The organism is Lactococcus sp. AK05 (assembly GCF_041026685.1).
In the GTDB taxonomy this organism is placed as follows: domain Bacteria; phylum Bacillota; class Bacilli; order Lactobacillales; family Streptococcaceae; genus Lactococcus; species Lactococcus lactis.
On sequence record NZ_JBFTEI010000001.1, the window covers coordinates 57,461 to 81,909 of the forward strand.

25 protein-coding genes and 1 other annotated feature are annotated in these 24,449 nt (G+C 35.7%); of the genes, 20 read left to right on the top strand and 5 right to left on the bottom strand.

The features are described from left to right. Positions 1–75: 75 nt before the first annotated feature. Together AB6B24_RS00315 and AB6B24_RS00320 are read right to left on the bottom strand one after the other, a co-directional pair. Positions 76–420, bottom strand: a complete 345-nt coding sequence (locus AB6B24_RS00315; RefSeq protein ID WP_015427022.1) for a DUF1831 domain-containing protein — start codon at positions 418–420, stop codon at positions 76–78. 23 nt (positions 421–443) lie between these two features. Then, complete coding sequence (locus tag AB6B24_RS00320) at positions 444–1,571, bottom strand: cysteine desulfurase family protein (protein WP_311804394.1); 1,128 nt, start codon at positions 1,569–1,571, stop codon at positions 444–446. A 240-nt stretch (positions 1,572–1,811) separates the two neighbouring features. Here AB6B24_RS00320 and AB6B24_RS00325 point away from each other — a divergent pair, with 240 nt between their 5' ends. Further along, complete coding sequence (locus AB6B24_RS00325) at positions 1,812–2,243, top strand: universal stress protein (protein ID WP_010906170.1); 432 nt, start codon at positions 1,812–1,814, stop codon at positions 2,241–2,243. Between the two features lie 121 nt (positions 2,244–2,364). Here AB6B24_RS00325 and AB6B24_RS00330 read toward each other — a convergent pair whose 3' ends face one another. Then, the gene (locus AB6B24_RS00330) at positions 2,365–3,330 is read right to left on the bottom strand and encodes a ribose-phosphate diphosphokinase (RefSeq protein ID WP_012898422.1); all 966 of its coding nucleotides are present in this window, start codon (positions 3,328–3,330) and stop codon (positions 2,365–2,367) included. A gap of 363 nt (positions 3,331–3,693) precedes the next feature. On the opposite strand from AB6B24_RS00330, the gene AB6B24_RS00335 reads away from it, so the two are divergent. The 11 genes from AB6B24_RS00335 to AB6B24_RS00385 all read left to right on the top strand — a co-directional run bounded on the left by AB6B24_RS00335 (position 3,694) and on the right by AB6B24_RS00385 (position 15,805). Next, positions 3,694–4,839: a hypothetical protein gene (locus AB6B24_RS00335; protein WP_010906169.1), complete on the top strand. Its 1,146-nt coding sequence runs from the start codon at positions 3,694–3,696 to the stop codon at positions 4,837–4,839. Positions 4,840–5,122: 283 nt separating this feature from the next. Next, positions 5,123–7,444, top strand: coding sequence for a polyribonucleotide nucleotidyltransferase (gene pnp / locus AB6B24_RS00340; protein ID WP_311804379.1), 2,322 nt, complete (start codon positions 5,123–5,125; stop codon positions 7,442–7,444). A gap of 208 nt (positions 7,445–7,652) precedes the next feature. Continuing rightward, positions 7,653–8,423 (top strand): hypothetical protein, encoded by a 771-nt coding sequence (locus AB6B24_RS00345; RefSeq protein WP_311804380.1) that lies wholly within the window; start codon positions 7,653–7,655, stop codon positions 8,421–8,423. 106 nt (positions 8,424–8,529) lie between these two features. Continuing rightward, a complete protein-coding gene (gene cysE, locus AB6B24_RS00350) occupies positions 8,530–9,129 on the top strand; it encodes a serine O-acetyltransferase (RefSeq protein WP_003132365.1) in 600 nt (199 codons plus the stop codon). Between the two features lie 13 nt (positions 9,130–9,142). Continuing rightward, on the top strand, positions 9,143–9,736 hold the full coding sequence (locus tag AB6B24_RS00355; protein ID WP_311803006.1) for a TMEM175 family protein: 594 nt from the start codon (positions 9,143–9,145) through the stop codon (positions 9,734–9,736). 12 nt (positions 9,737–9,748) lie between these two features. After that, positions 9,749–11,095, top strand: coding sequence for a cysteine--tRNA ligase (gene cysS / locus AB6B24_RS00360; RefSeq protein ID WP_311803005.1), 1,347 nt, complete (start codon positions 9,749–9,751; stop codon positions 11,093–11,095). Then, on the top strand, positions 11,088–11,489 hold the full coding sequence (locus AB6B24_RS00365; protein ID WP_021722593.1) for a Mini-ribonuclease 3: 402 nt from the start codon (positions 11,088–11,090) through the stop codon (positions 11,487–11,489). Before cysS ends, AB6B24_RS00365 begins: the two co-directional genes overlap by 8 nt. Positions 11,490–11,604: 115 nt before the next feature. After that, positions 11,605–11,973: a DUF1033 family protein gene (locus AB6B24_RS00370; RefSeq protein WP_012898417.1), complete on the top strand. Its 369-nt coding sequence runs from the start codon at positions 11,605–11,607 to the stop codon at positions 11,971–11,973. Between the two features lie 132 nt (positions 11,974–12,105). Then, entirely contained in the window at positions 12,106–12,681 is a 576-nt protein-coding gene (locus tag AB6B24_RS00375; protein WP_311804382.1) for a hypothetical protein, read from the top strand. A gap of 372 nt (positions 12,682–13,053) precedes the next feature. After that, the gene (gene mnmG, locus AB6B24_RS00380) at positions 13,054–14,931 is read left to right on the top strand and encodes a tRNA uridine-5-carboxymethylaminomethyl(34) synthesis enzyme MnmG (protein ID WP_311803002.1); all 1,878 of its coding nucleotides are present in this window, start codon (positions 13,054–13,056) and stop codon (positions 14,929–14,931) included. 169 nt (positions 14,932–15,100) lie between these two features. After that, positions 15,101–15,805, top strand: coding sequence for an HAD family hydrolase (locus AB6B24_RS00385; RefSeq protein WP_012898414.1), 705 nt, complete (start codon positions 15,101–15,103; stop codon positions 15,803–15,805). Positions 15,806–15,815: 10 nt separating this feature from the next. Here AB6B24_RS00385 and AB6B24_RS00390 read toward each other — a convergent pair whose 3' ends face one another. Both AB6B24_RS00390 and AB6B24_RS00395 read right to left on the bottom strand, forming a co-directional pair. Continuing rightward, complete coding sequence (locus tag AB6B24_RS00390; RefSeq protein ID WP_021469614.1) at positions 15,816–16,364, bottom strand: hypothetical protein; 549 nt, start codon at positions 16,362–16,364, stop codon at positions 15,816–15,818. An 18-nt stretch (positions 16,365–16,382) separates the two neighbouring features. After that, complete coding sequence (locus tag AB6B24_RS00395) at positions 16,383–16,511, bottom strand: hypothetical protein (protein WP_003132356.1); 129 nt, start codon at positions 16,509–16,511, stop codon at positions 16,383–16,385. 250 nt (positions 16,512–16,761) lie between these two features. After that, positions 16,762–16,887: a sequence feature (ribosomal protein L20 leader region), on the top strand. An 86-nt stretch (positions 16,888–16,973) separates the two neighbouring features. On the opposite strand from AB6B24_RS00395, the gene infC reads away from it, so the two are divergent. From infC to AB6B24_RS00435, 8 genes are all read left to right on the top strand, one after another. After that, complete coding sequence (infC, locus tag AB6B24_RS00400) at positions 16,974–17,468, top strand: translation initiation factor IF-3 (protein ID WP_003132354.1); 495 nt, start codon at positions 16,974–16,976, stop codon at positions 17,466–17,468. A 128-nt stretch (positions 17,469–17,596) separates the two neighbouring features. Next, a complete protein-coding gene (rpmI, locus tag AB6B24_RS00405) occupies positions 17,597–17,797 on the top strand; it encodes a 50S ribosomal protein L35 (RefSeq protein WP_003132353.1) in 201 nt (66 codons plus the stop codon). Positions 17,798–17,989: 192 nt separating this feature from the next. Further along, positions 17,990–18,349 carry a 50S ribosomal protein L20 gene (gene rplT / locus AB6B24_RS00410; RefSeq protein WP_003132352.1) on the top strand — a complete coding sequence of 120 codons (360 nt, stop codon included), beginning with the start codon at positions 17,990–17,992 and terminating at the stop codon, positions 18,347–18,349. Between the two features lie 225 nt (positions 18,350–18,574). Beyond that, complete coding sequence (gene oppD / locus AB6B24_RS00415; RefSeq protein WP_103055093.1) at positions 18,575–19,591, top strand: murein tripeptide/oligopeptide ABC transporter ATP-binding protein OppD; 1,017 nt, start codon at positions 18,575–18,577, stop codon at positions 19,589–19,591. Continuing rightward, positions 19,588–20,547 carry a murein tripeptide/oligopeptide ABC transporter ATP-binding protein OppF gene (gene oppF, locus AB6B24_RS00420; RefSeq protein WP_311803001.1) on the top strand — a complete coding sequence of 320 codons (960 nt, stop codon included), beginning with the start codon at positions 19,588–19,590 and terminating at the stop codon, positions 20,545–20,547. The genes oppD and oppF overlap by 4 nt, the downstream gene beginning before the upstream one ends. Continuing rightward, complete coding sequence (oppB, locus tag AB6B24_RS00425; RefSeq protein ID WP_015427010.1) at positions 20,528–21,487, top strand: murein tripeptide/oligopeptide ABC transporter permease OppB; 960 nt, start codon at positions 20,528–20,530, stop codon at positions 21,485–21,487. Before oppF ends, oppB begins: the two co-directional genes overlap by 20 nt. A 9-nt stretch (positions 21,488–21,496) precedes the next feature. Next, positions 21,497–22,381 carry a murein tripeptide/oligopeptide ABC transporter permease OppC gene (gene oppC / locus AB6B24_RS00430; protein ID WP_369163997.1) on the top strand — a complete coding sequence of 295 codons (885 nt, stop codon included), beginning with the start codon at positions 21,497–21,499 and terminating at the stop codon, positions 22,379–22,381. A 105-nt stretch (positions 22,382–22,486) separates the two neighbouring features. Further along, complete coding sequence (locus AB6B24_RS00435) at positions 22,487–24,289, top strand: oligopeptide ABC transporter substrate-binding protein (protein WP_369163999.1); 1,803 nt, start codon at positions 22,487–22,489, stop codon at positions 24,287–24,289. Positions 24,290–24,449 lie beyond the last annotated feature (160 nt).

A 24,449-nucleotide genomic window follows, 5' to 3' on the forward strand; every position in this document is an offset into this window, starting at 1 on the left:
AAATTGGAGCTGTCATTTATGACAGTTCTTTTTTTTTAATTTTCTTAAAATAAAAACCCCCAAAAGGGGAGTTTTTTAAATTTCTGATTTTGTAAATACACCGCGGTCAACAAGTGCATCCATTTGGAAGTAAAATTTATTTTGAATCATTTCACTCGCATTTTTAAAAATATCAACATTTCGTAAACCGGATTTATCAGTAACTGAAAGTTTAAAACCACTTAAATCTGGATTAACAATAATTTTTAATAAAAATCCTTCGTTTGAATTTGGAACTTCTTCAAGAAGTCTTTTAAATTCAAAATTACCAATTTTAGTTTGAATAAAAGTTGTATCTTTTAAAGTGAATTTTTTAACAGTAGGCGCAAGTTGATAAACATATTTGCTACCTTCCAAATGTTTTTCGGTGATAAATGCCATTGTGAGTCTCCTAAATAAATTATTTATTTTTTTAAAATAGAACTAAGTTTTTCAACGAAGAGATTAACTTCATCAATTGTATTCATTTCTGAAAAAGAAATACGTATGTTTTCTTTTAGTTTTTCAGAATTTTTCCCGTAAACAGCTTCAAGAACATGGGAAGGTTCGATTGTACCAGCCGTACAAGCAGAACCGGTTGAGATTGCGAAACCAGCTAAATCAAGTTTGGTCAAGAGTAAATCATGATTTTCATTCGGAAAAGCAAGATTTAGAACGTGAGGCATACTTGGACCAAAATTATTTTTATAAAATGAAATCTTTTGTTCTTCTAGTTTAGTTAGTAAAGTTTCATTAAGTTTTTCAACTGCTTGATAATTTGATTCAATATTTTCAAGGGCAAGTTCTAAGGCTTTAGCTAAACCAACAAGAGAATGGATATTTTCTGTACCAGCCCGTCTTTTTTCTTCTTGTTCTCCTCCATGAATCAAAGCATCAAAATGTAGTTTTTCGTTATAGTACAAGAAGCCGACCCCTTTTGGTCCATGAAATTTGTGCGCTGATGCTGAGAGGAAATCAGCCGAAACATCCAGAGGATGCACTGAAATTTTTCCCATTACTTGAGTAGCATCAACATGAAAAACGGCTTGATGTTGCTTCAAGAGCTCTCCGACTTCCTTTACTGGAAGAAGTTGGCCTGTTTCATTATTAGCCCACATCATGCTGACTAAAATTGTATCAGGACGCAAGTTTTCTTCTATAAGTGAAGCTGGGAATGTTCCGTCTACTTTTGGTTTTACAAAGCTAACATCAAATCCATAACGGTCATGAAGATATTGAACAGTATTTAGAACAGAAGGATGTTCAATAGCTGTTGTGATGATATGATTTCCTTTATCTTTATTAGCCAGTGCATAACCAATTAAGGCTTGGTTATTAGCTTCGCTAGCACCAGAAGTAAAAATGATATTGCGACTTGGAACTTCTAGAGCATTTGCCACAGTTTCACGGGCTTTACGAACAATCTGACTTGAAGCACGTCCAAGACTGTGAATGCTAGAGGGGTTTCCAAAATTAGCGGATAAACTTTCTGAGATTGCGGTGATAACATCAGGAAGTAGAGGTGTTGTAGCAGCGTTATCTAAATATATAATTTGATTTTCCTACCTTTCATAGTAATTGCTGGATATTTTATAAGGAAATTATTTAATTCCATCAGGATTAAAATTCTCCTTATCTGTAAGCTCTATTTTACCATTTTTTTATTCTTTTTATATGAAAAGCAATGAGATTATTCTTTAAATATCTTATAATCTTATTCAGATCAATTAATGTGATTTATTGATGGTATATTTCTAATAATAATTATATAATATTCTTAGGGAGGTTTTATTATGGTTGAAGAATATAAAAATATCTTAGTTGCAGTAGATGGTTCAGAACAAGCTTACGATGCCCTTCGTGAAGCGGTTGACACAGCAAAATTAAATCATTCACATCTGAAAATATTGTATGTTTTAAATGATAAGTTAGCAAATATTCCAGTGCATTTAGACACAATGACCTTGTATAAAAGTGTACAAGAGCATTCTGATTATGTTGTAGAGCAAGTTCAAGAATATCTTAAAGGCACAGAAGTTGATTTTGAGATTGTACGTTTAACTGGCAGCCCTAAAAGAGAAATTATTAATTATGCAAACGAGAATAATATCGATTTAGTTGTAATTGGGTCAACTGGTCTTGATGCAATTGATCGTTTTATCATTGGTTCAACAACACAGTATATTGTTAACCATGCCTCTTGCAACGTAATGGTTATTAAATAAAGAAAAGAAAAAGTCGTCAATTGAGATGACTTTTATTTTATAAATTAATATATCAAAAATAAAAATACCAACTTAGTGTTGGTATTTTTCAATTGCTTAAAGCGTTTCTATAAGAATTCCATTAATCTTGAGGTTTTTCATGTTCAAAAAGTGGAGAAACTGGACGTCCTTCGTGGATACGAAGAATAGCACTGGCTAAGTATTCAGCTGCACTCAAATATTTTACATTTAAAGGTTTGCGATGGTTTGTCACAACAGAATCTGTGACCAAAATTTCTTTGATATCTGCTTTTTCAAGAACATCAGCGGCTCCGCTAGTAAATAATCCGTGGCTGGCAACTGCATAAATTTCACTTGCTCCCGCTTCGCGTACAACATTTGCAGCGTTGGCAAAAGTGACCCCAGTGTTCAAAATATCATCGATAAGAATAACTTTTTTACCTGAAACATTACCGATAACATATCCGTTTTCACGGTTTTTGTCATCATCTTCATAGTCAACAATGGCAATTGCTGACTCTAAGTATTCAGCAAGTGAGCGTGCACGTTTAATCCCAGAATTTTTTGGTGCAACAACAATCACGTCATCACCAAATAATCCACTCTTACGATAGTAGTCAGCAAAAAGTGGGACAGTAAACAAGTTGTCTACAGGGATATCAAAGAAACCTTGTACTTGGACAGCGTGAATATCGAGGGTTAATAAGCGGTCAGCTCCAGCTTTAACAATCATATCAGCAACTAATTTAGCTGTGATTGGTTCACGAGAAGTCGCAGTACGGTCTTGACGAGCATATCCAAAGTATGGGATAACAACATTAATTGTACGAGCAGAAGCACGTTTACATGCGTCAATCATGATTAGTAATTCCCAAAGGTGATCGTTAACAGGGCAGCTTGTTGATTGAACAATAAAGATGTCTTGACTACGGACACTTTCTTCCATGTTAATCATAATTTCACCGTCGGAAAACTGTTTTGAAGAAAGTTTTCCTAGAGGAACTCCTGTAAACTGGCTAATTTTCTCAGCAAGACCAGGGTTTGAGTTTAAGGCAAAAAGCTTTAAGTGTGAATCAGAGTAAACCACGATTTCTCTCCATTTTCTTTTATGAAATAATATAGTTCTATTTTAGCAAAATAATAGTGATTTTCATAGTCTATATCTGTAAATATCTTTGTGAATTAATCTGAAAATAAAATTTGAGAGTATTTTGAATAATTTTTTCAAGCAAAAATTATTTCACAAACTTAAAGTTCTAATAAATTACAAAAGCGCTTTAAAGACTGATACGTATGCAATTGAAAACATTTTCAAAAAAATGAGAATGTAAAGTTTGTGAAAGTTCGTGCAAAGTCTTGCGTTTACAAAAACGAAGTGTTACAATGGTTCTGTAAGGTTCGTGAAAGCTAAGTGTTACGAACAAATTATTTATTTTTAGGGGAATTAAAAATGAAAAAAACAAAAGTGATTTCACTTCTTGCAGTTTCAGTACTCTCAGTTTCTTTACTTGCCGCTTGTGGAAGTAATAACTCTTCAAGTAGCTCTGATAAAAAAACAGAACAATCATCAAAAGCAGAAGTTTTTGCTGGTGCAACTCAAGGAACAAACAACTTCTCTGATTTGCAAAAAGGCTTTGCTAAAAACGGAGCTTGGTTGAATGCAACTAAAGGTGATATGGATGCTTCTGGGAAAACTTTGACTGTTGAAGGTCTTTTCTTAGGTGACGGACAAGTCGCTCGTAAATTGGCAATCTACAATCAAGATAGCAGCCACAAAATTACTGACCGTTATACTTTGACAGTTGATAAAATTGAAGTGAAATCTCCTGGTTTCTATATTTCAAATGGTACTGTTAAAGGGAATGTTGATGTATTTGCAACTGGCTTCCACGGACAAACTGGTACAGGTGTTGAAGGACAAGCAACAATTGATGGTAACTTGACTTTTGCTAGCCAAGACCTTCTTGATGCTTACAATAAATTACCAGATGCTCAAAAAGTTAAAGTAACTGGTACAACTTCAGTTGTTAAAGGCGATGTTGTTTCATTCAAACCTGGTGGAATTACAGCTGGCGCTCACGGAAATGTAACTTATTCATTTGAAGGAAATGGTACAGATACAGAAACTGGGGCAACAACTGGTACTGCTGATGTTTCAGTATTGAAAAAAGCACTCGGTAAAAATGGTGCTTGGCTTGTAGCTACTAACGCTGATGTTGATGCTTCAGGTAAAGACCTTACAATTGATGGTACTTTCCTCAATGAAAAATCAGCTGTTCAACGTACACTTGCAATGATTAAACAAAATGATCAACACCAAGTCACTAAATCTTATACTTTGACAGTTAAACGCTTGATTGTTAACTCACCTGCTTTCGATCTTGAAGGTGGTAATATCAAAGGTGACGTTTATGTCGGTAAAGATGCTTCAATTATGGCACGCGACATGAAAGGGACTGATGGTCAATCAATCCAATCTGAAATCACTGGAAATCTTTACTTTGCAACTCAAGAACAACTTGACACTTACAAAGCTCTTCCAGCTGCAAACCAATTTAAAGTTTCTGGCGAAGTTGCTGTAAAAGCCGCTAACTAATGAACTAAAAATTGTCTAAAAGGCTCTCTATGAGCCTTTTTTTCTTACTTAAAATATAGTATAATGGGACATACGTGTAGTTCTATACAAAAGTGAATCTGTCAGTAAAAAAGTTACTGACAGAAAATAAAAAAATTTTTGTCAGTGAAAAATTACTGACAAGAGGTTCAGTAATGACAGATTGATTTTTGTTTAGAAAAACATAAAGCTAAAATATATTACAAAAGCAGGAGACTGGACTGTTAGAGAAAGTTCATAGCATTTCAAGTCAAGGAGAAAAACATTGGCAAAAGAAACATTTTCAATCGAATTTGCAGGTCGGACATTAACTGTTGAAACAGGTCAAGTTGCAAAACAAGCAAATGGTGCTGTTGTTGTACGTTATGGAGATACAACTGTTTTAACAGCCGCTACAATGGGTAAAATGGCTACAGGTGATTTCTTCCCACTTCAAGTGAACTATGAAGAAAAAATGTATGCTGCTGGTAAATTCCCAGGAGGTTTCAACAAACGTGAGGCACGTCCGTCGACTGATGCGACATTGACTGCTCGTTTAATTGACCGCCCAATTCGTCCTATGTTTGCTGAAGGTTTTCGTAATGAAGTTCAAGTCATTAATACAGTTCTTTCTTATGATGAAAATGCTTCTGGCCGCGTGGCAGCAATGTTTGGCTCTTCTTTAGCGCTTGCAATTTCTGATATTCCATTTGATGGACCAATTGCAGGTGTTGAAGTTGCTTATATCGATGGAGAATATATCATCAATCCAACTGTTGCAGAAAAAGAGGCTTCAAGTTTGGAGCTCTCTGTTGCGGGAAATATCAACGCAATCAATATGGTTGAATCTGGAGCCAAGGAACTTTCAGAAGAAGTGATGCTTGGTGCACTTTTGGCAGGACATAATTCTGTTAAAGAATTAATTGAATTTCAAAATGAAATTGTTGCAAAAGTTGGAAAAGAAAAAGCTGAAGTTGAACTTTTGCATGTTGATGAAGATTTAAAAGCCGAAGTGATTGCAGCTTACAATTCAGATTTGCAAAAAGCAGTTCAAATTGAAGAAAAATTGGCGCGTGAATCTGCGACAAAAGCAGTTAAAGAGGCGATAATTTCTGTTTACAGTGCAAAATATGAGAACGATGAAAATCTATCAATCATTTTGCGTGATCTTGCTGAAATTCTTGAAGGAATGGAACATGCGGAAGTTCGTCGCTTGATTACTGAAGATAAAATCCGTCCTGATGGACGTAAGATTGATGAAATTCGCCCGCTTGATGCTGAAATTGACTTTACCCCACGTAATATTACACATGGGACAGGTTTATTTACTCGTGGTCAAACCCAAGCTTTATCAACATTGACTTTGGCACCAATGAATGAAGCACAAATCATTGATGGTTTGAATGATGAATATAAAAAACGTTTTATGCATCATTATAATTTCCCACAGTATTCTGTTGGGGAAACAGGACGTTACGGAGCACCTGGACGTCGTGAAATTGGTCACGGAGCGCTCGGTGAACGTGCTTTAGAACAAGTATTGCCTTCTTTAGAGGAATTCCCTTATGCCATTCGTTTGGTCGCTGAAGTTTTAGAATCAAATGGTTCGTCATCACAAGCTTCAATCTGTGCAGGAACACTTGCACTGATGGCTGGTGGTGTGCCAATCAAATCACCAGTTGCTGGGATTGCGATGGGCTTGATTTCTGACGGAACAAATTATACTGTTTTGACAGATATTCAAGGGCTTGAAGACCATTTTGGTGATATGGACTTCAAGGTTGCGGGAACTCGTGACGGGATTACTGCGTTGCAAATGGATATTAAAATTTCAGGAATTACACCAGAAATTCTTGCCGAAGCTCTTGCACAAGCAAAAACTGCACGTTTCCAAATTCTTGATGTAATTGAAGCAACAATTGCACAACCTCGTGAAGAGTTAGCACCATCAGCACCTAAAATTGATACAATTACAATTCCTGTTGATAAGATTAAAGTTGTCATCGGTAAAGGTGGCGAGCAAATCGATAAAATTATTGCTGAAACGGGCGTAAAAATTGATATTGATGACGAAGGACTTTGTTCAATTTTCTCTTCTGACCAAGCAGCGATTGATCGTGCTAAAGAAATTATTGCTGAACTTGTTCGTGAAGCAAAAGTTGGTGAAATTTACGATGCAAAAGTGGTTCGTATCGAAAGTTTTGGTGCTTTTGTAAATCTATTTGGTAAGCAAGATGCAATGGTGCATATTTCTGAAATGGCTTGGGCTCGGACAGAAAATGTTGAAGATGTTGTGAAATTAGGTGACACTGTCAAAGTTAAAATCATGAAAATTGATGACAAGGGTCGCGTAGATGCATCAATGCGTGCTTTAGTTGAGAAACCAGAAGGTTATGTTGAACCTGAGCGTAAACCAAGAGAACGCCGTGAAAATGGTGACCGTCGCAAAGGTAACGGAAATAGTAACCGTGGTAATGGTTTTGACCGTCGTAATAATGACCGTAATAACCAAGGAAATAAAGCTGGAAACCACAGTTTTGAGCTCCGTGAACGTAAATCACATATTGATGAAGAGTTTCCAGAACTCTCAACTAAAAAACCAGAATAAGCTCAATCATAAAATGGAAAAGCTGTAAAAATAGACCTTGAAATAAAATAAAATTTACTGATGAAAATGCTAGTCTATCCAGAAGTCTTAGAGGGCTAATGGATAGATGATAACCGAAATGTGATTATTCATGCTTGGATTTCTGTCAGTAAATTATTTGTTTATTTAGCTTATAAATAATCACTGACAGGTCTGTCAGCAAAAAAATATGTCAAATTATAATCTCAATCCAGAACTAAATGAACGTTTGCGAGTTTCATTAGCAAATCCAGGCTCATTTATGGAAGACCTCTCATTGGTCTATGCTTTTCATCAATTTCCAGTATTGGCACCAAAATCAGTTTTCTTTGTTCCGATTGAAGACCACAAGGCACTACCTGTTTTTACAACAGAAGAAGAACTTGAAGTTTTCCTGTCAGAACTGACAGACTTTGAGACGGAATGGGAATTGCACTCATTAATTGAAATTTTAGACCAATTAATGGAAACGGATATTGATATTTTAGCAATCAATCCTAAATTACCTCAAGATGAAGATAAAGGCAACACCGTTTACTTTGGGACACCAGAATTAATGAAATTTTTAGTTCATTATACTGAAATTTTGAATAAAGTTTTTAGTCCGGAAAATCTTGAGGCTGAACAAAGAGAAAAATATTATTTTGTTCCAGCTTTCGTCACAACAAGTGGTCAAAGAACTTTCCCTAATCTAATCAATCAGGACAATGAAGAATATCTTCCTTTGTTTGATAATTTAGATAGTTTGGCTAAATGGCACAATGAAGCCTACTTTAGCCAAGCCTTTAAGGAAAATAATGGACAAGTTCTACTTTTAAAAATTGATGAATTATTAAATGGAGAAGACGAAGCCATAAATGACTTAGGAAAAAGCCTAGGAATTACTGTAAATCCTTTGGACTACTCACAAGAAGAAGTTCAAAATTCAATGGTCACTTGGGAAGAATTAACAAGAGATTAAATCAATTGAAAAATTGATTTAGTCAATTACACGTTTTTGAATCAACAAGGCCCACAATGCTTATGGTATAATTTACTATAAGTATTTTTTAACGAAGTAGGAAAAAATGAACGAAAAAAAGAAAGGTTTTTGGTCTGAAGCAATTCGAGTGACCAAAGAAAATGATCCGGCAGCTAGAACTGCTCTGGAAGTCTTTTTGACCTATCCAGGAGTAAAAGCTCTTGCAGCTCACCGAATTTCACATTTTCTTTGGCGTCATCATTTGAAACTTTTGGCTCGGATGCACTCACAATTTTGGCGATTTTGGACTCAAATTGAAATTCATCCAGGAGCAGAAATTGCCCATGGCGTCTTTATTGACCATGGTTCTGGATTAGTTATTGGCGAAACTGCCATTGTTGAAAAGGACGTCAAACTTTATCATGGAGTTACCTTGGGTGGTACAGGAAAAGATAAAGGGAAACGTCATCCAACAATTAGACAAGGGGCATTAATTTCTGCCCATTCTCAACTTTTAGGCCCTATTGAAGTTGGAGAAAATGCAAAAGTAGGGGCGAGCGCTGTTGTGGTAACAGATGTTCCGCCAGAAGTAACTGTTGTTGGAATACCTGCAAAAGTTGTTCGAGTTAAAGGGAAAAAAGATGTCGAGCGCATCACAAGCCTTGAAGAAAAAAGAGAAGCAAGCTATCATTCATCACATTTGTGAGGAGAAATGAGAAGTGAAAAAGAGAAAAGTAGCCATTTATGAGGGACATTTACTTGCAACTTTAAAATCATTTACGGATGCTGTTATGTCTATCATTGCAACGATTATGGTTTTAGAAATTCCTTTACCAAAACTTATTGGCAATAATCAGTATAATTTTCGTGAAACAAGCAACTCACTCATTATTTTCTTTGTGAGTTTTCTGGTTGTTGTTTCTTATTATTTTCAATTTAGTAAGTTCTTTGGACGCATAAAGAAAATTAGTGGTTGGCAGATTTTTGCTTATACAATTTTTCTCATGCTTGTCTCACTTTTTCCCTTTATGACCCAAATTGATAATGGAATTCATCCCGCATACTTCACAATCATCTATGTTTTATATATTATTGTGACCTCACGGTTTGCTTCTTTGATTATCAAATATACTTACCGCCTGAATGAAATAATAATCAGCAGACATCAGTCACGTAAACCTTGGGATTTGATTGTGATGTCTGCACTTGCTATTGTGATTTCGAGTATTGGATATCCAGCTTATACGGGGATTCCATTGCTCTATTTACCAATACGTTCTCTTATCACCTCTATTGTTTATGATGAAGATTAAGAAGGAAATAGAATGAAAATATATAATACTTATAGTCGACAGCTAGAAGATTTTCAGCCGATTGAACCTGGAAAAGTAAAAATGTATGTCTGCGGACCGACCGTTTATAATTACATCCATGTGGGAAATGCTCGTTCTGTTGTTGCTTTTGATTTGGTTAGAAAATATTTGGAATTTCGAGGATTTGAGGTTCAATATATCTCTAATTTCACAGATGTCGATGATAAAATTATCAACGGTGCAAAAGCTGCAAACATGACTACGACAGATTTTTCTGAACGTTATATTGCTGCTTTTTATGAAGATACTGATGCTTTAAATGTTAAAAGAGCCAGTCAAAATCCGAAAGCGACAGAATTCATCGAAGCGATGATTGAGTTTATTCAAGAACTTGTGGATAAAGAATTTGCTTATGTTTCTCAAGGAGACGTATATTTCCGTGTATCTAAATCTAAAGATTACGCTAAATTAGCGAATAAAAATCTTGCAGATTTACTTGCAGGGGCTTCTGGACGTACGGATGAAGAAACAAAACTTAAAGAATCACCAGCCGATTTTGCTCTTTGGAAATCCGCAAAAGCTGATGAAGTTTCTTGGCAAGCGCCTTGGGGAGCTGGTCGTCCAGGCTGGCATATTGAATGTTCAGTCATGTCAACTTCACTATTAGGCGAAACAATTGACATTCATGGTGGAGGAGCAGATTTAGAATTTCCACACCATACAAATGAAATTGCACAATCTGAAGCAAAAACTGGACAAAAGTTTGTTAATTATTGGATGCACAATGGATTCGTAAATGTTGACGGTGAAAAAATGTCTAAATCACTGGGCAATTTCACAACTGTTCATGAACTCCTTCAAGTAGTTAATCCACAAATTTTACGTTTCTTTTTAGCAACTACTCATTATAGAAGACCAGTCAATTTTACTGATGATGCACTGACAGAAGCTGAAAATAATATCAAAAAAATTGAAAATGCTTATCGCCATTTGGATGAACAAGCTGAGTCTAATTTGTCAGCACTTACGACTTTTAGAAATGATTTTGTTGCTGCTATGGATGAAGATTTCAATATTGCCAATGGAATGACTGTTTTTTATGACTTTGTTTCTTGGGTTAATAAAGGAAACGGTGGATCTGAAGTCAAAGAATTTTTTGACCAAGTTTTAGAAATTTTAGGGATTAAATTTAAATTTGAGCAAAGTTTGGACAGCGAAATTGAAGCCATGATTGAAGCAAGACAATTGGCACGAGAAGTCCGTGATTTTGCGAAGTCAGATGAAATTCGTGACGCTTTGAAAGCTCAAGGTATTGTTCTTGAAGATACAAAAGACGGGGTACGGTGGCATCGTGAATAAGCAACAAGCAGAACTTTTGAATGGTATTGCATTGGCCTATATTGGGGATGCGATTTATGAGGTCTTTGTGCGTGAGTACTTATTAGATAAAGGCCTGACAAAGCCCGCCATGCTTCAAAAAAATGCAACGAAATTTGTGTCAGCTAAAGCGCAAGCTAAGATTATTTCTGCAATGGATGAAGTTGATTTTTTGACTGAATATGAATTGACTTATTTTAAAAGAGGGCGTAATGCTCATTCTAAAACGACGGCCAAAAATACCGATGTTGTTACTTACAGAATATCAACGGGTTTTGAAGCTGTTGTTGGAATTCTCCATTTAACGCAACAAAAAGAGCGACTTCAAGAATTTTGGGATTTTTGCCTTAAAACAATTGAAGCAGATCTGGTTTAAAGTTTATTAATTACAAAGTTCAAAGTATTAAGCAAATTATTTTAAAAAAAGAAAAAAATCCGCTAGAATAGGTATGCAAAGATACAAAGAAAAAAATCAGCGGAAAGAAGAAGAGATGTATAGAGTAGTTACAATGTACGGCACCGATGAACCATGGTGGTTCTTCGACGGCTGGAAAGAAGATATAGTTTCAGTAGATGAGTTTGATGATTTTTATAAAGCTTTAAAATGTTATAAAAAAGAATGGTTTGAAATGGCTGAGAATTTTAAAGAATTCACTAGCAAGTCTGGTTTGCAAACAGCATTTTGGAAAAACGGAGATGAAGAATGGTGTGAAGACTGTGTAGGTTATTTACAGCGCTATCACAGCATTGCTTTGTTGGAAGACTGGCATGCGATTCCGCTTGAGAAAAAACGCTCAGGTTATAGTAAAAAATCTGGAGAACTCCCAGAACGTTTCTGTTCAATGAAAACCGAAAATTAAAAAATGAGAAAGTTTACTGACTGAGTAAGCTTTCTTTTGTTCTGATAGAATAATCGTAAGCATTTCATTGGTAAGAAACTTGAAATTATATTATAATTATTTTATAATATAAATCTAATGCTGGGAGAGGCTATGAAGAAACCGTTAATTATATTAGATGGATTTTTAATATTACTTATCGCAGTTCTTGGACTGGCATTATTTCATAATGTTCAGGAACAATCTAAAGAGCATTCACTATCGAATTCAACAGCAAGCACACAAAATTCGACTGAAAATAAAACAGAAACAAATAAAACAGGAATCAAAATAAATACCAAAGAAATCAAAAAAGAAAATTTTCTAACACTATCAGGTCTTTGGAAGAATAGCTCAATTGCTAAGAAAACTAAAACTCTTGTTATTTCAGGTCCTTCGGCAACTTTTGAGGGTCAACAATATGACTTAACTTTGGAAGGCGTGAGTTCTGAAAATGAGCTACCTTATTTGAAGTTGATAGGTGAAGGAATTAACTCAGGGAAGTTTCTAGGCATCTATCCACAAGGGAGTGCTATTCCAGTAAGATTAGCTAATGGAAAAATTGATTACGCAGGTCAATACGATCCTACTGACAAGAAGAAAGATCGTATCATTCTTTTTAATGATTATATGTCTGCTCAAGATATCATTGAGCAAGTTTTATACCGTGAATTGGAAGAAATCTTTTAAAAACAGTCTAAGATTTAAAATGATAAGAAAATAGTCTTGAAAAAATGTTTAAAATGAGTTAAAATATCATTATCTTAGATAAGAACTCGATGGTCAAAGCTCGGGAAAATATGACAAGAGACTTTTAAAAGTTACTGACAGAAAAATCAATTTTGATTATTTTCTGTCAGTAACTGATGAGAGGATTTTTTGACATATTTTTCACAGCTTTGGCTTTTTTATTTGCAAAATATTTACTGACAGCTTTTAACAAGGCTAGTTAAGGGCTATAAAAGCTGTCAGTAAATGAATGATTAATAACTCTGTCAGTATTTTGCAAGAACTTTTATCAAAATATAAAGAAAGGCGAATTTAAAAAATTCGTAGTAAAAAATGAATTTTCAAGAAAATTATGATGTTGTTGTCATTGGAGGAGGACATGCAGGGGTTGAAGCTTCACTAGCAGCTGCACGGATGGGCTCTAAAACATTACTCATGACGATTAATCTTAATATGGTTGCCTTTATGCCATGTAATCCATCAATTGGTGGCTCAGCTAAAGGAATTGTTGTCAGAGAAATTGATGCGCTCGGTGGTGAAATGGGTCGCAACATTGATAAGACTTATATTCAAATGAAGATGCTTAATACCGGAAAAGGTCCAGCAGTTCGAGCTCTTCGTGCTCAAGCCGATAAAGATGAATATGCCGCTTCAATGAAGAATACAGTTTCTGACCAAGAAAATTTGACACTCCGTCAAGGAATGGTTGAAGAACTTATTCTTGATGAAGAAAAGAAAAAAGTCATCGGAATCAAGACTTCGACAGGAACTAAATATGGTGCTAAGGCAGTAATTATCACTACAGGAACAGCTTTGCGTGGTGAAATTATTATTGGAGAACTTAAATATTCTTCAGGACCTAATAACTCTCTTTCATCAATTGGTTTAGCAGATAATCTACGTGAAATTGGATTTGAAATTGGTCGTTTTAAAACCGGAACGCCTCCACGCGTTTTGGCAAGTTCTATTGATTACGACAAAACAGAAATTCAACCAGGTGATGAAGCGCCTAATCATTTTAGTTTTATGAGCTCTGATGAAAATTATCTAAAAGATCAAATTCCATGCTGGCTCACTTATACTACTGAGAATAGTCATACTATTTTGCGTGATAATTTACACCGAGCACCACTTTTTTCAGGAATTGTTAAAGGAGTAGGACCACGTTACTGTCCTTCAATAGAAGACAAAATCACTCGCTTTGCTGACAAACCTCGTCATCAACTCTTCCTTGAACCAGAAGGACGGAATACAGAAGAAGTCTATATCGGTGGACTTTCAACTTCAATGCCTGAAGATGTCCAATTTGATTTAGTTAAATCAATTCCAGGACTTGAAAATGCTCAAATGATGCGTCCGGGTTATGCTATAGAATACGATGTGGTGATGCCTCATCAACTCCGTCCAACACTTGAAACAAAATTGGTTTCTGGACTATTTACAGCGGGACAAACCAACGGAACCTCAGGTTATGAAGAAGCAGCAGGGCAAGGCTTAGTAGCTGGAATAAATGCAGCCCTTAAAGTTCAAGGAAAGCCTGAATTTATCTTAAAACGTAGTGAAGCCTATATTGGGGTAATGATTGATGATTTGGTAACTAAGGGAACGCTGGAACCTTATCGTCTTTTGACATCACGTGCAGAATACCGTTTAATTCTTCGCCATGATAATGCTGACCGCCGTTTGACTGAAATTGGCCGTCAAGTGGGCCTTGTTTCAGATGAACAATGGGAACATTACCAAGCAAAAATGGCTCAATTTGACCGTGAAATGAAACGATTGAATTCAGAAAAACTCAAACCTTTGCCTGATACACAAGAAAAATTAGGAAAATTGGGCTTTGGACCAATTAAAGATGCGCTGACAGGTGCAGAATTTTTGAAACGACCTGAAGTTCACTATAATGAAGTCATCGATTTTATCGGACAAGCACCAGAAAAGATTGACCGTACCGTCATTGAATTGATTGAAACTGAAATTACTTATGAAGGCTACATCAAAAAAGCAATGGACCAAGTGGACAAAATGCATCGCTTGGAAGCAAAACGAATTCCTAAAAATATGGATTGGGATAAGCTTGACTCAATTGCTACTGAAGCCCGTCAAAAATTCAAAAAAATAAATCCAGAAACGCTGGGACAAGCGAGTCGGATTTCAGGTGTAAATCCTGCTGACATCGGTATTCTCATGGTTTACCTTGAAGGAAAATAATTAAAAATTAAAATTTTACTGACAAAAAGTTACTGACAGAAAATTTTGGGGATAGTCCTTGTGTTTTGGCACTGAGGAAGCAACTTAAAATTTTCGTCAGTAACTTTTTTTCTTGTGGAATACTTTAAAAGTTGATAAAATAGGCTTAAACAAGGAATGAGGGAAATAGATGACAGAAATAAAAAATATTATTTTTGATTGGGACAATACACTTTTCCCTTTTAAAGAAAAATATTGGGAATTAGCTCACCGCCAACTTTTTTCAGAACAATTAGGACCATTTACTGACCAAGAACTCAATCGTTTCATGGAGAAATACCATGAATTTGATGAATTGCTTTGGCCACAAGTCCATCAAAGAAAAATGACGATTGAAGAGCTAAGAGAAGAAAGATTAAGCTTGACTATCGAATATTTTGATTTGAAAGTCGATGAAAATTATCTTACAGGCTTTTTCAAAAAATTTTTGAATAGATTGTTTGAATTGATAGAGCCTGATGAACAACTCATCCAAAATCTAAAAAACCTTTCCAAAAACTACAAACTTGCCCTATTAAGTAATGGGGGGCATGTGGAGCAGAGAGAAAAATTACGTCGTTCTCAAGTTGAAAAATTATTTTCGGTTTACATCTCTGGTGAAACAGGCTATCTGAAACCAGATGCGCGTGCCTTTAAAAATGTGCTCACCAAAGAAAATTTCCAAGCGTCTGAGACTTTAATGGTTGGAGATCTTATCGAACATGACATCAAACCCGCCCAAGAGTTGGGAATGAAGACAGCATATATTGGACCTGAAAAAGAAACGATTGCTGATTATGAATTTACAAACATTCAAGATTTTTTTGATTCATTTATAGAAAAAAACGGTGATTAACCGTTTTTTATTATTGGACTAGTTTTAAAGAGTCAGCAGCTAAATAAAGTCTATCAATAGGCTTGTTAGACAACCGATAAATTCCATTTTTGTTAAAAGTAATCTTTTTTTCTTCAAAAGTTTCGTTAGGACTTTCAAGGTAAAAAGTAAAATCCCCAACAAGATTACCAGTAATAACAAGAGCTATGTCATTTGAACCACGTAAAACCTTTAGCCAACTATTAGAATTTAAAATATATTGGATGCCTGCTTCGTCATCAAAAGATAAAATATGTGAAAATTGAATAGAGGGACAAGTTGTTTTATGATTTTCGACCATTTCCTCAAAAATCGAAATTTCATCATATTCAATCAGCTGGTCAAGAACTTCACTGACCAATTGCGCAGTTAATAAACGGTCACTTGCAGGAATAATTGAATGTTCATTTTCGTTATTTGAACCATCAGTAATATAAAGCTCATGCATTAAACCCATGGCATACATTCTTTTCCGATGAATTGACCAGTTTTTTGTTTTTTTGATATCTTCAGTAAGATGAGTTAAATCTAGTGGAGTCATAGATAATCCTTTCTATTTTTAATTTGATGCTGATGACACTTGAAAAAGTCGTAGAGAATTGTCATCCATCACTTGATAGGTTTTGAGTTGATTGGGAGTTTCTGTAGCACTGGTATTAAAAATTGTAATGAGTTGAATATCTGACATTTTATTCTCCTTTCGATAATTTTAATTTATTATAATCATTTTATCATTTTATTTTCATTTTATTGAATGATATGGTGTTTGAAATTATAGAAAAAATGCTGAATTAACAAGATTAAAGCCATATTCTAAAATTGTATTCTATAAGTGTCAAAAAATTAGAATTATAATCAGAATTAGAGATAAATTTCACTATAAATAATAAAAAGAATTAGGACTTGACAAGTCTTTAAATAATTGATAGAATAATAGAGTTGAAAAGCAGAAGCACCCGCTTCTCGCCTTAGAGGTTATAGCCCTGGGCAAACGAATGGAATTATTCAAAAACGAATGTTTTCATGAGCGGGGCGAGATTGTCGTTCCGCTTTTGTTTTTCTTTAAAAAAGAAGTTGCCTAAACCTTAGTCAACTTTCACATCATATTAGAAGGAGAACGAACATAGCTAAACAAGACAATAGAAAACCTATGATGAACGGTGCAATCCGTGCTCGTGAGGTTCGTCTCATTGGCGCTGAGGGTGAACAATTAGGTGTCACACCAACGTCTGAGGCGCTAATGCAAGCTGAAAATCTTAACATGGACTTGGTTTTAATTTCAAACCAAGAACCACCTGTTGCAAAAATCATGGATTATACAAAATTCATGTTTGAGCAAAAGAAAAAACAAAAAGAAGCAAAGAAAAAACAAGCTGTTGTTTCTGTAAAAGAAGTCCGTTTGTCACCAGTAATTGACCAAAACGACTTTGATACAAAGCTTCGTCAAGCCATCAAGTTTCTTGAAAAAGGCGATAAAGTTAAGGTTTCAATCCGATTTAAAGGTCGGATGATTACTCACCAAGATGTGGGTCGTCAAGTAATGGACAAGTTCGCGCAAGCAACAAAAGAAGTTGCTGTTGTTGAACAAAGAGCCAAAATGGATGGTCGTCAAATGTTCTTGCAACTTGCACCTATTAAAAAATAGGTCTTAACAAGACAACCGTCTGAAAGGTTAACCTTTCACCTCTCTATTCATTGAAAACGAATGTTTAAAATGAATAGAGGTGCAGAATAATTTTTTCTGCCAACTGATATAAATTAAGGAGAATTACAATGCCAAAACAAAAAACTCACCGCGCATCTGCTAAACGTTTCAAACGTACAGGTAACGGCGGTCTTAAACGCTTCCGTGCTTACACTTCTCACCGTTTCCACGGTAAAACTGTAAAACAACGTCGTCAACTTCGTAAATCTTCTATGGTTTCTAAAGGGGACTTCAAACGTATCCGTCGTATGGTTGCGACAATGCGTTAAGCGAACATTGTTCGCTGCATTGGACAGTCCTCGCAGGAGCGTAAGCGACTAAGAGGGACAATGAAATAAGTCATCTAATTTTAGAGAAATCTCTAAACAGGTAGAACTGAATTTTCTTGCTCCAACTCAATAAAAAATAAATTTGTCATTATGACAAAATTGAAATCTACTAAGAATTAAAGGAGAACACACATGGCACGTGTTAAAGGTAGCGTTGCAACTCGCAAACGCCGTAAACGTATTTTAAAACTCGCTAAAGGTTACTACGGAGCTAAACATAAACTCTTCAAGACTGCTAAAGAGCAAGTCATGAATTCATACTACTACGCATTCCGCGATCGTCGTCAAAAGAAACGCGACTTCCGTAAATTATGGATTGCACGTATCAACGCAGCTGCACGTATGAATGGTCTTTCATACAGCAAATTGATGCACGGTTTGAAATTAGCTGATATCGAAGTAAACCGTAAAATGCTTGCAGACATCGCAATCGCTGATGCTGCTGCATTTACTGCACTTGCTGAAGAAGCAAAAAAAGCTTTGGCTAAATAATTATCTTAAAAAATCTGCTGGTTTTCTAGCAGATTTTTTATATTTTAAGCAGACGCTCTCTTAATTATGACATTAGGGGAGTGTTTTTTTATTCCGAATATACTAAATTGTTGCAAAAATTAATAAAAAAGAATATAATACCGTAAGTCCTTGTTTTGAAACAAAAGTAATTTGTTTTCAATAAAAGACATTTAGTATAAATAAGAATACGGGATGGAGGTAAATGTGGAAAGTGAAAATATTTTGGAAGCAAAACAAGTGAGTGTTGCTTTTCGGATTGCTGGTAAATTTCAAAAAGCAATTTATGATATTGATTTAAGGCTTAGACGTGGTGAAGTTTTAGCCATTGTTGGGGAATCAGGTTCTGGGAAGTCAACTTTTGCAACTGCTGTTATGGGATTACATAACCCAAATCAAACTCAAATTACAGGCTCCATTTTATTGGATGATGAAGAAGTGATTGGTAAAACGGGTGATTCCATGGCAAGTATTCGAGGAAGTAAAGTTGGAATGATTTTTCAAAATCCACTCACTGCGCTTAATCCATTGATGAAAATTGGGCAGCAAATCAAGGAAATGTTGGCCGTGCATGATGTTTATCCAGAAAATCAGTATGAAAGTAGAATCTTTCAACTTTTAGAACAAGTAGGAATTCCAAATCCTAAAAGAGTCGTTAATCAATTTCCCCACCAACTTTCAGGCGGGATGAGACAAAGAGTAATGATTGCAATAGCCATTGCCAATGACCCAGATTTGATTATTGCTGATGAGCCAACGACTGCTTTAGACGTTACCATTCAAGCTCAGATTTTAGACTTGATTTTAGAAATACAAAAAAAGAAAAATGCTGGGGTTATTCTAATTACTCATGATTTAGGAGTTGTTGCTGAAGTTGCTGATACAGTGGCGGTGATGTATGCCGGACAACTCGTCGAAAAAGCTTCTGTTGAAGAGCTTTTTCAAAATCCCAAACATCCATACACCCGGTCACTTTTGCGTTCAAATCCATCTGCCGAAACAGTTTCGGATGATTTATATGTGATTCCAGGGTCTGTGCCCTCTCTGTCAGAAATTGAGTATGACAAAGATTTATTTCTTGCTCGAGTGCCTTGGATGAAAGAAGAAGCTCAAAAAGTAATTTCGGAAAAAATGACTGAAATTTCTCCAAATCATTTTGTTCGAGGTCAGGCTTGGAAAAAATTTGAATTTCCAGATCAAAAATTGAAAGGGGGTGAAAAGTGAGCGAAATTCTTAATTTAAAGGACTTAAAAGTTTATTATCCTATTCGGTCTGGTTTCTTTAATCGAGTGACAGATAATGTTTTAGCCGTTGATGGAGTAGATTTAACGATTCATGAAGGAGAAACTGTCGGTTTAGTTGGTGAATCTGGCTCTGGAAAATCAACGATTGGCAAAACAATTGTTGGTTTAGAACAAATGACATCAGGACAATTGATTTACAAAGGACAAGATGTCAGCAAAAAAAAGATAAGAAACCAGCTCAAATACAATAAAGATGTTCAAATGATTTTTCAAGATGCATTTTCGAGTTTGAATCCACGGAAAACAATTTACGATATCATTGCGGAGCCTATTCGAAATTTTGAAAAATTAGATGCTAAGATAGAAAATAAACGGATTCATGAATTATTGGATATTGTTGGACTACCTAAACAAGCTTTAGAACAGTATCCTTTCCAATTTTCTGGAGGTCAACAACAAAGAATTGGAATCGCACGGGCAGTTGCTACTAATCCTAAGTTAATTGTGGCAGATGAACCAGTTTCAGCATTAGACTTATCTGTTCAAGCTCAAGTTTTGAATTTCATGAAGCTCATTCAAAAGAACTTGGGAATTGCATTTCTTTTTATTTCTCATGATTTAGGGGTTGTCCGCCATATGACCGATAATATTGCGGTCATGCACAACGGTCGAATTGTCGAAAAAGGAACACGAAGAGATATTTTTGATGAGCCACAGCACATTTATACTAAACGACTCTTATCTGCTATCCCTTCGATCGATGTTACAAGAAGAGCGGAAAATCGGGAAAACCGTCTAAAAGTTGAACAAGACTTTGAGGATAAAAAAGCAAACTTTTATGATAAAGACGGACACGCTTTGCCCTTAAAAAAATTAAGTGAGAGCCATTGGGCAGCTTTGCCAAAAGGAGGGGAAAATGTGGAAAGTAATTATTAGACGTGTTTTATTGATGATTCCTCAATTATTTATCTTGAGTATCCTTGTTTTCTTCTTTGCTAAATTGATGCCTGGTGATCCATTTTCAGGTTTGATTGGTCCTCATACTGACCCACATGAAGTTGAGGCATTAAGACGGGCAGCAGGTTTATATGACCCTTGGTGGGAGCAGTATCTCAGGTGGTTAGGGCATGCCATTCATGGAAATTTAGGAATGTCCTATAATCTGCACGAGCCTGTGACGACTGTCATTGGACAAAGAGCGGTTAATACTTTTTGGATGTCACTTTTGTCAGTTATTTTAACTTACTTAATTGCTATTCCGATGTCAATAGTTGCAGCTCGAAATGAAGGAAAATGGCAAGACCAATTGTGGTTGACCTATAATTCAATTACTTTTGGTATTCCACCTTACGTATTCTATCTCTTGATTATCTTTATCTTTGGTTATAGTCTTAATTGGTTTCCGACAGGTGGGACAGTGAGTCCAAATGCGATGGGAACAATTCCTGTTTTCTTTAGTAAGATTTATCACATGATTCTTCCAGCATTTAGTTTGGCGGTCTTTGGAACAGTTGGAATCTTTACTTACTTCCGCTCAGGAATTTTAGATGAACAAACACAAGATTATGTACGAACGGCTCGAGCCAAAGGGGTCAAGGAAAGAGTGATTTTTAGACGTCATATTTTGAGAAATGCCTCATTACCAATTGCTTCTAATTTTGGATTTGTGATTACTGGACTCTTAGGAGGAGCAATCTTTGCTGAAACAATTTTTGGCTATCCTGGCTTAGGACAACTTTTTATTACTTCAATCACTGGGCGAGATTATTCAATGATTACGGCTTTGATTTTATTAAATGGTTTTTTGGGACTTCTTGGAGCCCTCCTGTCGGATATTATCATGGCAATGGTTGACCCACGAATTCGGATTCAATAAGGAGTGAAAATGACAGAAAAAAAACGCAAAAATTCTTTATCATTAGTTCACTCAATCAAAGAAGAACTAAAGAATGACAAATTAGCACTGATTTCAGCACTTTTCCTAGTTGCTGTCTTTCTAATCGTTTATATTTACTCGATGTTTTTAAAACAATCAACTTATGTTGATGTGAATATCATGGACCAATATCTTGCACCACTGACAAATGGACATTTACTGGGAACTGATAATGGTGGTCGAGATATTGTCATGATGCTGATGATTTCTGCACGAAACTCTTTCAATATCGCTTTTGCAGTTACACTTATTACTTTAGTTGTAGGAAATATCTTAGGGGTAATTACGGGCTACTTTGGCGGACGGTTTGATTTAATCTTCATGCGTTTCACTGATTTTGTCATGATTTTACCATCATTGATGATCATTATTGTTTTTGTAACTATCATCCCACGGTTTAATTCTTGGTCTTTGATTGGGATTATCAGTATCTTTAGTTGGATAGGGACAACGCGTCTGATTCGGGCAAGAACAATGACGGAAGTCAATCGAGATTATGTTCGAGCATCAAAAACTTCGGGAACCTCTGATTTTAAAATTATGTTTCGGGAAATATGGCCCAACTTGTCCACCTTAGTCATTGCTGAAGCAACGCTTGTTTTTGCTGGAAATATTGGTTTAGAAACAGGGCTTTCTTTCTTAGGTTTTGGACTTCCAGCGGGAACACCATCTTTGGGGACAATGATAAATGAAGCGACTAATCCAGAGACAATGACTGATAAGCCTTGGACTTGGGTTCCAGCAACAGTGGTCATCCTAATTGTGGTGCTTGCCATTATCTTTATCGGAAATGCGCTAAGACGAGTGGCTGACCAAAGACAAGCTACAAGATAAACAACATTCAAGAGTGATAAAAATGTTTATCTATTAAAAATGGATATGATAAATTAAATATTATATTGAAGTAAGAAATAAAAAGAAATTATTGGAGAAACTAAGATGAAAAAATTAAAAGTAACTTTATTGGCGAGCAGTGTAGTTTTAGCAGCTGCCCTTCTAAGTGCTTGTGGTTCTAACCAGAGCTCAAGTACAAGTACGAAAAAATTAAAAGTAGGAGATTTTGACGTTGCTTATCAAAATCCAGACAAGGCAATCAAAGGTGGAGATTTAAAAATCGCTTATCAAAGTGACTCACCAATGAAAGCTGAATGGTTGGCTCCACTTTCAGATGACGCTACCTTTGGTTCTATGTCTGGCCCTGGTGGTGGGCAAGATGGTCTCTTCTTTACCAACAGTTCATTTAAATATATCAATGGTGGGCCTGCTAATGTAAGTCTTGACAAAGATGCAAAAACAGCAACGATTACCTTGCGTAAAGATTTGAAATGGTCTGATGGCTCAGAAGTGACAGCTAAAGACTATGAGTTCAGTTATGAGCTTACCGCTAATCCTGCTTATGGTTCCGACCGTTGGACTGATTCTCTGGCAAATATTGTTGGTTTGAGTGATTATCATGCGGGTAAAGCTAAAACAATCTCAGGAATTACTTTCCCAGATGGTGAAAACGGAAAAGTCATCAAGGTTCAATTTAAAGAAATGACGCCTGGAATGAATCAAACAGGAAATGGTTATTTTCTTGAAACTGTAGCTCCTTATCAATATTTGAAAGATGTTGCCCCTAAAGATTTGGCTTCTAGTCCAAAATCGACAACAAAACCTTTGGTTACAGGCCCTTTTAAACCGGAAAATGTGGTTGCTGGTGAATCTATTAAATATGTCCCAAATCCTTACTATTGGGGTAAAAAACCAAAACTAAATTCGATTACTTATGAAATTGTATCAACCGCAAAATCAGTTGCAGCCCTTTCTGCGCATAAATACGACATTATCAATTCGATGGCTAATAGTCAGTATAAACAAGTAAAAAACTTAAAGGGATATAAGGTTTTAGGTCAACAAGCGCTTTATATTTCCTTAATGTACTATAATTTAGGCCATTATGATACTAAAAATTCAATTAGTATCCAAGACCGCAAAACACCTTTGCAAGACCAAAATGTTCGTGAAGCCCTTGGTTATGCTCGAAATGTCGCAGCAGTTCAAGCAAAATTCTCTAATGGACTTGCCACACCTGCTAATGGATTGATTCCACCAATCTTCAAAGAATTTACTAGCCCGTCAGTTAAAGGTTATGAAAAACAAGATCTTGATAAAGCGAATAAACTTTTAGATGAAGATGGTTGGAAACTCAATAAATCTACAGGCTACCGTGAAAAAGATGGAAAAGAATTATCGCTTGTTTATGCAGCTCGTGTAGGTGATGCAAACTCCGAAACCATTGCCCAAAACTACATCCAGCAATGGAAGAAGATTGGAGTAAAAGTAAGTCTTTATAATGGTAAATTGATGGAATTTAATTCTTGGGTTGACCATATGACGACTCCTCCAGGATCAGATGATTGGGATATCACTGACGGTGCATGGTCACTCTCAGGAGAACCTTCTCAACAAGACTTGTTCTCAGCAGCGGCACCTTATAACTTTGGTCACTTTAATGACCCTGAAATTACAAAAGATTTGAATGATATTGATTCAACCAAAGCTGAGGATTCAACTTATCGTAAGGCTGCTTTTATTAAATATCAAGAAGATATGAATAAAAAGGCTTATGTTGTTCCAACGGCTTATGCTATCAACTACACCCCAGTTAACAAACGTGTGGTAGGGATGACGCTTGACTATGGTGCAATGAATACTTGGTCAGAAATTGGTGTTTCTTCTGATAAATTAGCCACCAAATAGTTTTACTTAACTTTTGTTTACAAGTTTTTTTGTAAAAATACCCTCACTTTAGTTTTCGCAATTCTAAAGTCAAAGAAGCTCAAATTTATGATTTGAGCTTCTTTTGTTTGATGATTTTTAAGGTTTGAACTTACGAATTTAAAAATTAATTAATTTAAAA